The organism is Bradyrhizobium sp. SPXBL-02 (genome assembly GCF_051853065.1).
In the GTDB taxonomy this organism is placed as follows: Bacteria; Pseudomonadota; Alphaproteobacteria; order Rhizobiales; family Xanthobacteraceae; genus Bradyrhizobium.
In genome coordinates this window covers 7658898-7670180 of the sequence record NZ_CP182474.1, presented here as the reverse complement: position 1 = coordinate 7670180, position 11283 = coordinate 7658898, and the positions used below count along the sequence as shown (strand labels likewise).

Genomic DNA, 11283 nt, shown 5'->3' with positions numbered 1-11283 from the left:
CACAAAGCCATGAGCACGATGGCCATCGGCGGCACGAAGGCGGCCGCGAAGAAGACCGTACGCGACTCCATCAAGTTTCACCTGATGCTCGGCCTCGCGATCGTGGTGGTCCTGGTCGTCGGCCTCGGCGGCTGGGCCTCGACCGTCCTGATCTCGGGCGCGCTGATCGCGCCGGGCCAGATCGTTGTCGAATCCAACGTCAAGAAGGTGCAGCATCCGACCGGCGGCGTGGTCGGCGAGGTGCGCGCCCGCGACGGCGACCTGGTCAAGTCCGGCGACATCGTCGTGCGGCTCGACGACACCGTCACCAAGGCCAACCTTGCCATCGTCACCAAGAATCTCGACGCCGCGCAGGTGCGTGCGGCGCGACTGCAAGCCGAGCAGCGCGGGCTCGACCGGATCGAATTCCCGCAAACCCTCATCGAGCGTGCGAGCGATCCCGACGTCAAGGCGTTGCTCGCCGCAGAAACCAAGCTGTTCGAGGTCCGCGTCAACGGCCGCACCGGGCAGAAGGCGCAGCTTCGCGAGCGCATCACGCAGCTCAACGAGGAAATCGCCGGTCTCAGCGCCCAGGAGAAGGCCAAGGACCAGGAGATCGCGCTGGTGCAGAACGAGCTCACCGGCGTGCGCGAGCTCTACGACAAGCGTCTGGTGCAGATCTCGCGCCTGACGCAGCTCGAGCGCGACTCGGCCCGTCTCAACGGCGAGCGCGCGCAGTACATCGCCTCGCGCGCCCAGGCCAAGGGCAAGATCACCGAGACCGAGCTGCAGATCATCCAGATCGACAAGGACGTGGTCAGCGAGGTCTCCAAGGACCTGCGCGAGACCAACGACAAGATCGGCGAGCTGATCGAGCGCAAGGTCGCGGCCGAAGACCAGCTCCGCCGCGTCGACATCCGCGCGCCGCAGGACGGCATGGTGCTGCAGTCGACGGTGCACACGATCGGCGGCGTCATCACCGCCGGCGATACCTTGATGCTGATCGTGCCGCAGGCCGACGATCTCCAGGTCGAGGCCAAGGTCAATCCGGTCGACATCGACAAGCTTCAGATCGGCCAGAAGACGCTGCTGCGCCTGTCCGCGTTCAACCAGCGCACCACGCCAGAGCTCAACGGCCTCGTCAGCCGCGTCTCGCCCGACGTCACCACCGACCAGCGCACCGGCCAAGGCTATTACACCATCCGCGTATCGATGCCGGCCGAGGAGCTCGCCCGTCTCGGCGACGTCAAATTGATTCCCGGCATGCCCGTGGAAGCCTTCGTCCAAACCGGCGATCGCACCATGCTGTCTTATCTGATGAAGCCGTTTCACGACCAGCTGATGCGGGCGTTCCGCGAGAAGTGACGCGCGAAAAGCGCGTCATCTTCCCCGTCATTGCGAGCGCAGCGAAGCAATCCAGACTGTCTCCGCGGTGAGATTTCTGGATTGCTTCGCTGCGCTCGCAATGACGACTTGGCCGTCAGTTTGCTATACTGCGAGGGCAAGCAGTCTGGTAGTCTCGTAGGGTGGGCAAAGGCGCAACGCGCCGTGCCCACCATCTTTCTTACGACGCGCATATTGGTGGGCACGCTTCGCTTTGCCCACCCTACGGCACCGCCTTCTTTGCTATAGTTCGACTCAAACCCAGCAACACGGCGGTCGAACCATGCAGTCCCCTCCTTCCATCGCCACCCAATCCTTCACCGAGGCGGACCTCGCCGTTGCCCGCCTCGAGGAAATCTACGAGCGCAACACGAAATTCCTGCGCGAACGTTTCGAGGCCTATGTCGGTGGCGAAGCGATCACGACGCGGGTGCGCGCCTACTATCCCTTCGTCCGTCTCACCACCGCGACGCATGCGCGGCTGGATTCGCGTCTTGCTTATGGCTTCGTCGCCGGTCCCGGCGTGCATGAAACCAGCGTGACGCGGCCGGATCTGTTCCGCAGCTATCTCACCGAGCAGATCGGCCTCTTGATCCAGAACCACGGCGTGCCCGTCGAGATCGGCGAGTCCGCCGAACCGATCCCGATCCACTTCGCCTATCGCCGCGACATCAATATCGAAGCCGCCATCACCACCAGCGAGAAGTCGCTCGTCACACGCTCGCTCCGCGATGCGTTCGACGTGCCCGATCTCGCGACCATGGACGATTCGATCGCCGACGGCACCTTCGAACTCCAGCCGGGCGCGCCGGAGCCGCTGTCCCTGTTCCGCGCCGCCCGCGTCGATTACTCGCTGCGCCGGCTTTATCACTACACCGGCACCGATCCCGAATATTTCCAGAACTTCGTCATCTTCACCAACTATCAGTTCTATGTCGACGCATTCGCGCAAGCGTGCCAGCAGCGGCTGCAGTCCGGCGAAGCCGGGCTCGATGCTTTCGTCGCGCCCGGCAACGTGATCACGACCAGCGGCGGCGCCATCAGCGGCACCGCGCCGGCTCGCGCACCGCAGATGCCGGCCTTCCACCTGGCCGCACCCGGCTATCGCGGCATCACGCTGATCAACATCGGCACTGGTCCCTCCAATGCGCGCAACGTCACCGATCACGTCGCGGTGCTGCGGCCGCATGCCTGGTTGATGCTCGGCCATTGCGCGGGCCTGCGCAACACGCAGCGCCTCGGCGACTACGTGCTCGCGCACGGCTATGTGCGCGAGGACCATGTGCTCGACCGCGAGCTGCCGCTGTGGGTGCCGATCCCGGCGCTGGCCGAGATGCAGGTCGCGCTCGAGGAGGCGGTCGAGGACGTCACCGGTCTCGAAGGCTTCGAGCTCAAGCGCCTGATGCGCACGGGCACGGTCGCGAGCGTCGACAACCGCAACTGGGAGATCTCCGGGCGGGAGGTGATCCGCCGCCTGTCGCAGTCTCGCGCGGTCGCGCTCGACATGGAATCGGCTGCGATTGCCGCCAACGGCTACCGCTTCCGCGTGCCCTACGGCACGCTGCTGTGCGTCTCCGACAAGCCACTGCACGGCGAGATCAAGCTCGCCGGAATGGCCAGTGAATTCTACCGCCGCCGCGTCGGCCAGCATCTCGAGATCGGCCTCAAGGCGCTGGAGCGGCTCAAGCAGCAGGAATCGGAACGGCTGCATTCGCGCAAGCTCCGCAGCTTTGCGGAAGTTGCATTTCAGTAAAGGGCAACAGAGCTGTCGTACGAACGCTGACGTCTCCGTGAACGCGGCGCCCCGGAATATTGCCGCCAAGGCAGGGTTATCACCTCGTCCGGGGTCGCTCGAAGCAGTACAGGAGACAGACATGATCACAGCAATGATCAGACTCGTCGCGCTGGGTACGTTTGCGGCAGCATCGTTGAGCCCGCCGGCCCTTGCCGCAGGAGGCGGCGGCGGCGGTGGTGGTGGCGGAGGCGGCGGCCCCGGCACGGATCCGTTTGGCAGCACCTATTCGGATCAGAGGCCGCAGCCGACCTATCCGAAGCGCCCGGGGGCCAAGTCCACACACAAAGGCAAGAAGCCGAACAACCAGTCCAGCATCGGCGATCCTGCATTCGCGGCCGGCTACCGTATGGCCTATGACACCATCTACGAGCGCAACGACTATGCTGCCGCGATCGCGCAATTGAAGTCGCTTGGCCATGACGACCATCCGAACGTCGCCAACCTGATCGGTTACTCCTATCGCAAGCTCGGCGACTACGAGCAGTCCCAAGCCTGGTACGAGCGCGCATTGAAGGCCGATCCGAACCACGTGCTGACGTGGCAATATTATGGATTGTGGCAGCTCGAGCGCGGCAATCGCGAGCAAGCGCTCTATCACCTCGGTCGAATTGCGTCGATCTGCGGAACCGATTGCCAGGAGTATAGATCGCTGGCTGCGGCACTGGATCAGCCGACAGGCTCGGCGCTCGTCTACTGAGGCTGGAGCGCAGCCGGCTCAGCGAGCCGTGCTGCTGACGGGCTTCAGATGATAGCCATGTCCTTTGGTTCCGATAGTGACAGGGCGCCAGATTTTCAGCATTGTCCCGTTCGGGGGCGCGAACGGGACAATTGGATGCCGCTGACGCGCGACAAGATCATTGGCCATGATCTGGAACGGCTGGCCTTTCGCTTCACCATGCTGAACGACGGTGAGGTCGTGCAGTGCCAGATCAGCGACGCTGCAATGGATGAGCTCGCGGGCATGCAGGGCACCGAAAGCAGCGCACGTCAGGCGCAATTCCTGTCGCTGCGCGAGACCATCGAGCGGATCGCGTCGGATCTGTACGACGAGGCGCCGCGATTTCCGGGCTATGTGGTGCGGATTTTCATGCGGCATCTGCGAAGGTAGCTGTCGCGTCATATTCGGTCGTCATCGCCCGGCTTGACCGGGCGATCCAGTACTCCGAGACGGTTGTTGTTCAATCCATGGGCCGCAACGTACTGGATGCCCCGCCTTCGCGGGGCATGACAGCAGTGTTGTGGTGAGCTTGTCCTGGCTAACTTCGTCCGAACAGCCAGCGTCACCCCTCCAGCTTTCTCAACAACAACTTCAGCGCCGTCGCTGCAAACACCTGCATGTTCGCGAGCCGTTCGTTGCTATCAGTCTCTAGCGTCATCACCTCTGACGCCGGTCCCGCAACTGCCATGCAGCTGTGGCCGGCGGCATCGCCATAGCGGTTGCCGCTGGGGCCGGCGGCGCCGGTTTCGGACAGGCCCCAGTCGCAGCCAAAGCGGCTGCGCATCTGCTCGGCCAGCAATTGCGCATAGGGCTCCGACGAGGACCGAAGGCCCTTCATTCCTTCGTCCGAAATATCCATCAGCACGCGCCTGGCATCGCGGGTATAGACCACCGCGCCACCAAGGAAATAGGCGGATGCGCCGGGCACCGCGAGCAGGCTGGCCGCGATCAGGCCGCCGGCGGAGGATTCGGCAACCGCAATGGTCTGTTTGCGCGCGATCAATTTGGCCGCGACCTGTTCCGCAATGCCGACGAGCTCTTTCATTTCGCAACCCCTCATTCCTTCGCAACCGAGCTCAGCCTTCCTAGCATATGGCAGGACGCTTGGCCGAGTTGCGGGCGACGGGCAGGCCTGCTTGAATGGCGGGAGAAGAAGAGACATGCGAGGAAACGTGAGAAGGGAGACGTGATGGCATCCCTGATCGCCGGCGGCATCGATTGCGACGTGCATCCGGCCGTGCCGCATCTGACCAGCCTGCTGCCGTACCTGAACGATTACTGGCGCGATCAGGTGACGACGCGCGGCATGGTCGACCTTATCTCGCAATCCTATCCGCAGAACTCGCCGATCACCGCGCGGCCGGACTGGCGCCCCGAGACCGGCAAGCCCGGCGAGAGTCTGCAGGCCATGCAGCGCCACGTACTCGATCCCTTCCAGCTCAAGCATGCCATCTGCAATCCGCTGTACGGCGTGCAGATGGTGTTCTCCGAGGACATGCAGGCGGCCTTCTGCCGCGCGCTGAACGATTGGCTGGCGAAGGAATGGCTCGATCGCGACGCGCGGTTGCGTGGCTCCATCGTGATCCCCACGCAGAGCGTCGAGAAAGCCATTGCCGAGATCGAGCGCTGCGCACAGGACAAGCGCTTCGTGCAGGTGCTGATGCTGGTGATGGGCGATACGCCGCTCGGCAAGCGCGCGCTGTGGCCGATCTACGAGGCCGCGGAACGTCTGGAACTCCCGGTCGGCATCCACGCCGGTTCCGCCTATCACAATCCACCGACCGCCGTGGGCTGGGGGTCCTATCACATCGAGGATTATGCCGGGCAGGCCCAGGCGTTCCAGACCCAGCTCACCAGCCTGCTCGTCGAGGGCGTGTTCGTCAAATATCCGCGGCTGAAAATGGTGATGCTGGAGTCCGGCGTGTCCTGGATCGCGCCCTATCTCTGGCGCCTGCACAAGTTCTGGCGCGGGGTGCGGATGGAGACGCCGTGGGTCGATCGCGCACCGCTGGAGATTGTGCGCAGCAACATCCGCTTCTCGTTACAGCCATTTGATGCGCCGCCGGAACCCGAGACATTAATTCGCCTGTTTGATCATATGCAGTCGGACGAATTGGTCTTATTCTCCACGGACTATCCGCACTGGCAGTTCGACGACCAGGACGCGCTGCCCGAAGGTCTGTCCCCCGATCTCGTGCGCAAGATCATGATCGACAATCCGCATGCAACCTATCCCCGCCTGAAATGAGCCCGCTGCCAAAGGAGGCAAGGCGATGAATATCCAGTTCCGCGAGAACCAAGAAGCCGCTTCCCCACTGACCGTCAAAACCGCGATCGCGGACTGCGACATCCATCCGGCACGCGCCACCCGTACCGAGCTCTATCCCTATCTCGCCAAACGCTGGCAGCATCACCTCGAAGTCTACGGCGTCCATGCCTATCAGGGCATGATGGAAGGTCCGCCCTATCCGAAGGCCCAGCCCAACGCCTCGCGCCGCGATGCCTATCCGCCGGAAGGCGGCCCGCAGGGCTCCTCGCTCGCCTTCATGCAGAAGCAATTGCTCGATCCCAACAACGTCCAACTCGGCGTGCTCAATCCGCTCAACACCGGGCAGGGTATCCGCAATCACGAGCTCTCGGCCGCGCTGTGCTCGGCGATCAACGACTGGCAGATCGACAAATGGACCAGCAAGGACAAGCGGCTGAAAGCCTCCATTGTCGTCGGCAATGAGGACGGGCTTTCGGCCGCCGCCGAAATCCGCGAGCGCGCCGGCGACAAGAACTTCGTGCAGGTGCTGCTGCTCAGCCGCAATGTCGAGCCGCTCGGCCAGCGCCGCTATTGGCCGATCTATCAGGCTGCGGAAGAGGCCGGCCTTCCCGTCGGCGTGCACGCCTTCGGCTTCGGTGGCAACCCGATCACGCCGTCGGGCTGGCCGTCCTATTACATCGAGGAGATGGTCGGGCATTCGCAGTGCCAGCAATCGGCTTTGGCGAGCCTGGTGCTAGAAGGCGTATTCGAGCGCTTCCCGAAATTGAAGATGGTGATGATCGAGGCCGGCTTCGGCTGGGCGCCGTCATTGGCATGGCGGCTCGACAAGGCCTGGCAGCGGCTGCGCAGCGAGGTGCCGCATGTGAAGCGGCCGCCGTCGGAATATATCCGCGAGCAGGTGTGGTGGACGACGCAGCCGATGGAGGATCCTGAAAGCCGCGAGGATCTGTTCGACGTCATCAAGTGGATCGGCTGGGACCGCCTGCTGTTCGCGACCGACTATCCGCATTGGGACTATGACGAGCCCTCGCGTGTGCTGCCGGCGGGCGTCAGCGAAGCCAACCGCGAGGCGTTCTATCTCGGCAATGCAAAGAAGCTATATGGCATAAATTGATGGCGCGGCATGTGATTGCCGCGGTCGACGAGCTTCCGCCCGGCACGCGAAAATTCCTGGAGATCGACGGGCGACCGATCGCAGTCTTCAACATCAAGGGCGAATATTTTGGCCTGATGAACCGCTGCCCGCATCAGGGCGCGGCGCTGTGCGAGGGGCCACTGATCGGGCTCGCACAGTCGAGCAATCCCGGCGAGATCGAATACACCAAATTGGGTGAGATCATCCGCTGCCCCTGGCACGGCTGGGAGTTCGACATCCGCACCGGCCAGTCCTATTGCGATCCCCGCCGCTTTCGCGTCAAGGCCTATCCGGCCCATGTCGAGCCAGGCGCCAGCGTGGTGAAGGGACCGTATGTCGCCGAGACCATCCCAGTGAAAGTCGAGAGCGATTACGTGGTGGTGGAGTTGTAGGCCCCGCTCTTACCCTCCCCTGGAGGGGGAGGGTCGATCGCGCGAAGCGCGAGCGGGGTGGGGTGATCTCTCCTCACGGGCGTTCGATGCGGAGGGACCGTCACCCCACCCCGGTCCGCATTCCGCTTCGCTTCATGCGCACCGACCCTCCCCCTCCAGGGGAGGGTGAAGGGAGCGCCCGGAACGACGATCAACGCCCCGCAACCGGCTCCGGCACCGCATCATAGGCCGGCACCGCCTTGCCGCCGCCGCGGTATACCGTCGAGGCCGCGATGATGCCGAGCAGCGCGGCGAACATCAGCCAGAAACCGGGCGAGGCCTTGTCGCCGGTGCGTTCGATCAGCCAGGTCGAGGCGAACGGGGTGAAGGTGCCGAACAGGGCGGCGGCGAGCGCGAAGGCGAGCGAGAAGCAGGTGGTGCGCACATGCGCCGGCACGATCTCGACCAGCGCGCCCAGCATGGAGCCGCTGTAGACGCCGAAATAGAACGAGAACATCATCTCGACCGCGAGCAGCTTGCCGAAGGTCGGCGCCGCCACCAGCCAGTGCAGCGCCGGATAGGCGGTGACGAGCGAAAGGCCCGCGATGGCGAGCAGCACCGGCTTGCGGCCGATGCGATCGGACAGCGCGCCGCCGACCGGATTCCAGATGAAATTGGTGACGGCCACCAACAGGGTCACGAGCAGTGCATCCTGCGTCGACAGCTTCAGCACGGTCTTGCCGAAGGTCGGCGTGTACACCGTGACGAAGTAGAACGTCGTCGTGGTCAGGATCGCGATCATCATGCCGAGGACGACGATGCGCCAGTTGGCGAGCGCGGAGGCGAACACCTCGCGCGTCGTCGGATGCTTCCTCATGGCGAGGAAGGCCGGCGTCTCCTCCAGCGTCCGCCGCAGCACGAAGATCAGGGGAATGATCAGGCAGCCCACGAAGAAGGGAATGCGCCAGCCCCAGGCGGCGACGGTGTCGGCCGGCATCACCTCGGAAAGAATGAAGCCGAGGATCGACGCCACGAAGATCGCGACCTGCTGGCTCGCCGATTGGAACGAGGTGTAGAAGCCGCGATTGCCGGGCGTTGCGATTTCCGCGAGATACACCGACACGCCGCCGAGTTCGACTCCGGCGGAGAAGCCTTGCAGCAGCCGGCCGATCAGCACGATGATCGGCGCCGCGATGCCGATGGTCGCATAGCTCGGGCAGAACGCGATCACCACGGTGCCGAAGGCCATGATGCCGAGCGTGACGATCAGGCCCTGGCGGCGGCCGATGCGGTCGATATAGGCCCCGAGCACGATGGCGCCGACCGGACGCATCAGGGCGCCGAGCCAGAACACGCCGAACGTGTTGAGCAGCGACGCCGTCTCGTTGGTGGACGGGAAGAACGCCTTGCCGATCGCGGCGGCATAGAAGCCGAACAGGAAGAAGTCGAACTGCTCGAGGAAATTGCCGCTCGTGGCGCGCAGGATCGCGCCGATGCGCGACTTGATGGCGGGCGAATTGGTTGAGGTGGCTGGTCCAGCCATGGCATTGCTCCCCTTCAAGACGTGGCCGGACCGGGAATCATTCACGGCAAGGCGACAGATTGATGCTGCGACAATCTGTCATACCCCTTCCCGCGCGAGAAGCGGCGAGTCAATCCGTTTTGCAGAGGAAGCTGCTGATTTTTCAGGCCTTATTTTGCGTTGCAGCAATCACCCATTGTCGGAACGCAGCCAGCTTTGGCGCCTCCCGATGGCCTTCCGGCGCGACCAGGTAGAAGCCGGCGTCCGCGGGCAGTGCGATCTTGAAGGGGACAACAAGCCGGCCCTTGGCGATATCGTCCTGCACGTAGGAGGTCCGGCCCATCGCGACGCCGATGCCGTCGATCGCGGCCTGGATGGTCATGAAGATCATGTCGAAGGTGATGCCGGGGTGCCGTGCGATGTCGGCCGGCTGGCCCGCCGCGGTCAGCCATAGCCGCCAGTCGTCGCTGTTGGTGCTCGACGTGTGCAGAAGCGGATGGTTGCGCAAATCCTCGGGCCGGCGCAGCGGCTTGTCGCCGCGCAGCAGCGAGGGGCTGCACACCGGAAACAATTCGTCGGCCATCAGCCAGTCGGCACGCAGGCCCGGCCACTGGCCGCGGCCATAGCGGATCGCGGCATCGACATTGTCGCGCTGGAAGTCGACGAGGCTGGTCGAGGTGGTGATGCGCACGTCGATGCCGGGATGCTGCTCCTGGAAGTCGGTCAGCCGCGGCAGCAGCCATTTGGCGGCGAGCGAGGCCAGCGTCGACACCGTCAGCACCTTGTCGTCGTCCTTGCGCAAGAGACGGTCGGTGGCGAGGCGCAAATCGTTGAAGGCGGCGCGGACGCCCGGGAGATAGTCGCGCGCCTCCGGCGTCAACGCCAGCGCCCGGTTCTGCCGGATGAACAGCCGGATGCCGAGCTCCTCCTCCAGCCTGCGGATCTGATGGCTGATCGCGGTCTGGGTCACGTTCAGCTCGCTGGCTGCGAGCGTGAAGCTGAGATGGCGTGCGGCGGCCTCGAACGCCCGCAATCCGTTCAGGGAGGGCAATCTGGCAGTCATTTGGCAGCAGGATACATGACGTTATTTCATGCGAAAAGGTACAAATTGTCGTTTGTCGCGGCGCAACAGGAGGCAGATATTAGCGGTCAACGTAGCTCCAGGAGCTGAAAATGTCTATATTGACCGACAACTCGATGACAAATCATCATGCGCACGGCGTCTTCTACCAGATCGGCGAGATCCTTCACGTCTGGCACGAACGCTACCGGACCCGGCGCGAGCTGACCAACTGGACTGCCCGCGACCTCCACGACGTCGGGCTGTCCTGGTCCGACATCGCCTACGAGGCCGATAAACCCTTCTGGCGGGCCTGATAGGCCGCCAGGCCGGCGCCGCCTGAGCACAGGGGCGCCGGCGGTCCCTTTCCGCAGGGCATGCGTCATGAGCACCCTTCGCCTCGAAGACCTCAAGCAATATTCGGACGTGCTGCGCACAAGGCACGGTGAGCGGCTCAATGTCCGCTTCGTCGAGCCGCGCGACACCGACGAGCTCCAGCACTATTTCCGCTCGCTCTCGACCCGCTCCCGCTACAACCGCTTCTTCGGCGCGATCAGCGAATTGCCGAAGGGCCTGCTGCACGATTTCCTCGAGATCGGCGAGCGCGATCGCTTCACGGTCGTGGCGACGATGACGGTCGACGGCTTCGAGACCATCGTGGCGGAAGCGCGCTACGCCTTCCATGCCGAGACCGCGGCGCTCGAGTTCGGCCTCTCGGTCGACGACCGCTGGCAGGGCCACGGCATCGCCACCGCGCTGATGAAGAACCTCGAATGCCGCGCGGCTGCGCTCGGCGCCGAGCACATCTTCGGTGACACGCTGCGCTCCAACGAGGCCATGGTCTCGCTCGCACGCAAAGCCGGCTTCACGTTCGTCAACCACCCCGATGACTGGAAGCTGGTGCGCTTCGACAAGGAGATCAACCTCGCGCCGCAGGACATTCCCTGTGCGAGCTGGCGCCTCGCCGCCCTTTCCCGTCAGGCCGACAGCCCTTCAGCCTCGGCCTGACATGACTGCAGCCCGGCCTGGCCAAGCCAGAGCCGGGTATTTT

Annotated in this window: 12 protein-coding genes; 9 read left to right on the top strand and 3 right to left on the bottom strand. The window is 64.1% G+C overall.

Translation table 11 applies throughout. From position 1 onward, the window contains the following. Positions 1 to 9: 9 nt before the first annotated feature. From ACNJYD_RS35645 to ACNJYD_RS35630, 4 genes are all read left to right on the top strand, one after another. Positions 10 to 1344 carry an HlyD family type I secretion periplasmic adaptor subunit gene (locus tag ACNJYD_RS35645; RefSeq protein ID WP_172787024.1) on the top strand — a complete coding sequence of 445 codons (1335 nt, stop codon included), beginning with the start codon at positions 10 to 12 and terminating at the stop codon, positions 1342 to 1344. Between the two features lie 301 nt (positions 1345 to 1645). Then, the gene (locus tag ACNJYD_RS35640; RefSeq protein ID WP_172787025.1) at positions 1646 to 3115 is read left to right on the top strand and encodes an AMP nucleosidase; all 1470 of its coding nucleotides are present in this window, start codon (positions 1646 to 1648) and stop codon (positions 3113 to 3115) included. A 121-nt stretch (positions 3116 to 3236) separates the two neighbouring features. After that, the gene (locus tag ACNJYD_RS35635; RefSeq protein ID WP_172787026.1) at positions 3237 to 3854 is read left to right on the top strand and encodes a tetratricopeptide repeat protein; all 618 of its coding nucleotides are present in this window, start codon (positions 3237 to 3239) and stop codon (positions 3852 to 3854) included. Between the two features lie 135 nt (positions 3855 to 3989). Further along, a complete protein-coding gene (locus ACNJYD_RS35630; protein ID WP_172787027.1) occupies positions 3990 to 4265 on the top strand; it encodes a DUF1488 family protein in 276 nt (91 codons plus the stop codon). A gap of 172 nt (positions 4266 to 4437) precedes the next feature. On the opposite strand, the gene ACNJYD_RS35625 is transcribed toward ACNJYD_RS35630, so the two are convergent. Further along, positions 4438 to 4920 (bottom strand): CinA family protein, encoded by a 483-nt coding sequence (locus ACNJYD_RS35625; protein WP_172787028.1) that lies wholly within the window; start codon positions 4918 to 4920, stop codon positions 4438 to 4440. 144 nt (positions 4921 to 5064) lie between these two features. Here ACNJYD_RS35625 and ACNJYD_RS35620 point away from each other — a divergent pair, with 144 nt between their 5' ends. From ACNJYD_RS35620 to ACNJYD_RS35610, 3 genes are read left to right on the top strand one after another with little or no spacing between them, the layout of a single operon-like run. Next, the gene (locus ACNJYD_RS35620; RefSeq protein ID WP_439364746.1) at positions 5065 to 6123 is read left to right on the top strand and encodes an amidohydrolase family protein; all 1059 of its coding nucleotides are present in this window, start codon (positions 5065 to 5067) and stop codon (positions 6121 to 6123) included. 25 nt (positions 6124 to 6148) lie between these two features. Beyond that, positions 6149 to 7258 carry an amidohydrolase family protein gene (locus ACNJYD_RS35615; RefSeq protein ID WP_260381092.1) on the top strand — a complete coding sequence of 370 codons (1110 nt, stop codon included), beginning with the start codon at positions 6149 to 6151 and terminating at the stop codon, positions 7256 to 7258. Then, entirely contained in the window at positions 7258 to 7671 is a 414-nt protein-coding gene (locus tag ACNJYD_RS35610) for a Rieske (2Fe-2S) protein (RefSeq protein ID WP_036040510.1), read from the top strand. Before ACNJYD_RS35615 ends, ACNJYD_RS35610 begins: the two co-directional genes overlap by 1 nt. A gap of 190 nt (positions 7672 to 7861) precedes the next feature. Here ACNJYD_RS35610 and ACNJYD_RS35605 read toward each other — a convergent pair whose 3' ends face one another. Together ACNJYD_RS35605 and ACNJYD_RS35600 are read right to left on the bottom strand one after the other, a co-directional pair. Then, positions 7862 to 9193 (bottom strand): MFS transporter, encoded by a 1332-nt coding sequence (locus tag ACNJYD_RS35605; RefSeq protein ID WP_439364745.1) that lies wholly within the window; start codon positions 9191 to 9193, stop codon positions 7862 to 7864. Positions 9194 to 9335: 142 nt separating this feature from the next. Further along, complete coding sequence (locus ACNJYD_RS35600; protein ID WP_439364744.1) at positions 9336 to 10235, bottom strand: transcriptional regulator GcvA; 900 nt, start codon at positions 10233 to 10235, stop codon at positions 9336 to 9338. 110 nt (positions 10236 to 10345) lie between these two features. Here ACNJYD_RS35600 and ACNJYD_RS35595 point away from each other — a divergent pair, with 110 nt between their 5' ends. Beyond that, positions 10346 to 10549, top strand: coding sequence for a DUF1127 domain-containing protein (locus ACNJYD_RS35595; protein ID WP_212260040.1), 204 nt, complete (start codon positions 10346 to 10348; stop codon positions 10547 to 10549). A 67-nt stretch (positions 10550 to 10616) separates the two neighbouring features. Continuing rightward, complete coding sequence (locus ACNJYD_RS35590; RefSeq protein WP_439364743.1) at positions 10617 to 11240, top strand: GNAT family N-acetyltransferase; 624 nt, start codon at positions 10617 to 10619, stop codon at positions 11238 to 11240. Positions 11241 to 11283 lie beyond the last annotated feature (43 nt).

Bases quoted from the DNA above. Each gene is read 5' to 3' on its own strand.
- ACNJYD_RS35615 (WP_260381092.1), top strand. From the start codon at position 6,149: ATGAATATCCAGTTCCGCGAGAACCAAGAAGCCGCTTCCCCACTGACC.
- ACNJYD_RS35640 (WP_172787025.1), top strand. From the start codon at position 1,646: ATGCAGTCCCCTCCTTCCATCGCCACCCAATCCTTCACCGAGGCGGAC.
- ACNJYD_RS35600 (WP_439364744.1), bottom strand. From the start codon at position 10,235: ATGACTGCCAGATTGCCCTCCCTGAACGGATTGCGGGCGTTCGAGGCC.
- ACNJYD_RS35610 (WP_036040510.1), top strand. From the start codon at position 7,258: ATGGCGCGGCATGTGATTGCCGCGGTCGACGAGCTTCCGCCCGGCACG.
- ACNJYD_RS35645 (WP_172787024.1), top strand. From the start codon at position 10: ATGAGCACGATGGCCATCGGCGGCACGAAGGCGGCCGCGAAGAAGACC.
- ACNJYD_RS35595 (WP_212260040.1), top strand. From the start codon at position 10,346: ATGTCTATATTGACCGACAACTCGATGACAAATCATCATGCGCACGGC.
- ACNJYD_RS35590 (WP_439364743.1), top strand. From the start codon at position 10,617: ATGAGCACCCTTCGCCTCGAAGACCTCAAGCAATATTCGGACGTGCTG.
- ACNJYD_RS35605 (WP_439364745.1), bottom strand. From the start codon at position 9,193: ATGGCTGGACCAGCCACCTCAACCAATTCGCCCGCCATCAAGTCGCGC.
- ACNJYD_RS35635 (WP_172787026.1), top strand. From the start codon at position 3,237: ATGATCACAGCAATGATCAGACTCGTCGCGCTGGGTACGTTTGCGGCA.
- ACNJYD_RS35625 (WP_172787028.1), bottom strand. From the start codon at position 4,920: ATGAAAGAGCTCGTCGGCATTGCGGAACAGGTCGCGGCCAAATTGATC.
- ACNJYD_RS35630 (WP_172787027.1), top strand. From the start codon at position 3,990: ATGCCGCTGACGCGCGACAAGATCATTGGCCATGATCTGGAACGGCTG.
- ACNJYD_RS35620 (WP_439364746.1), top strand. From the start codon at position 5,065: ATGGCATCCCTGATCGCCGGCGGCATCGATTGCGACGTGCATCCGGCC.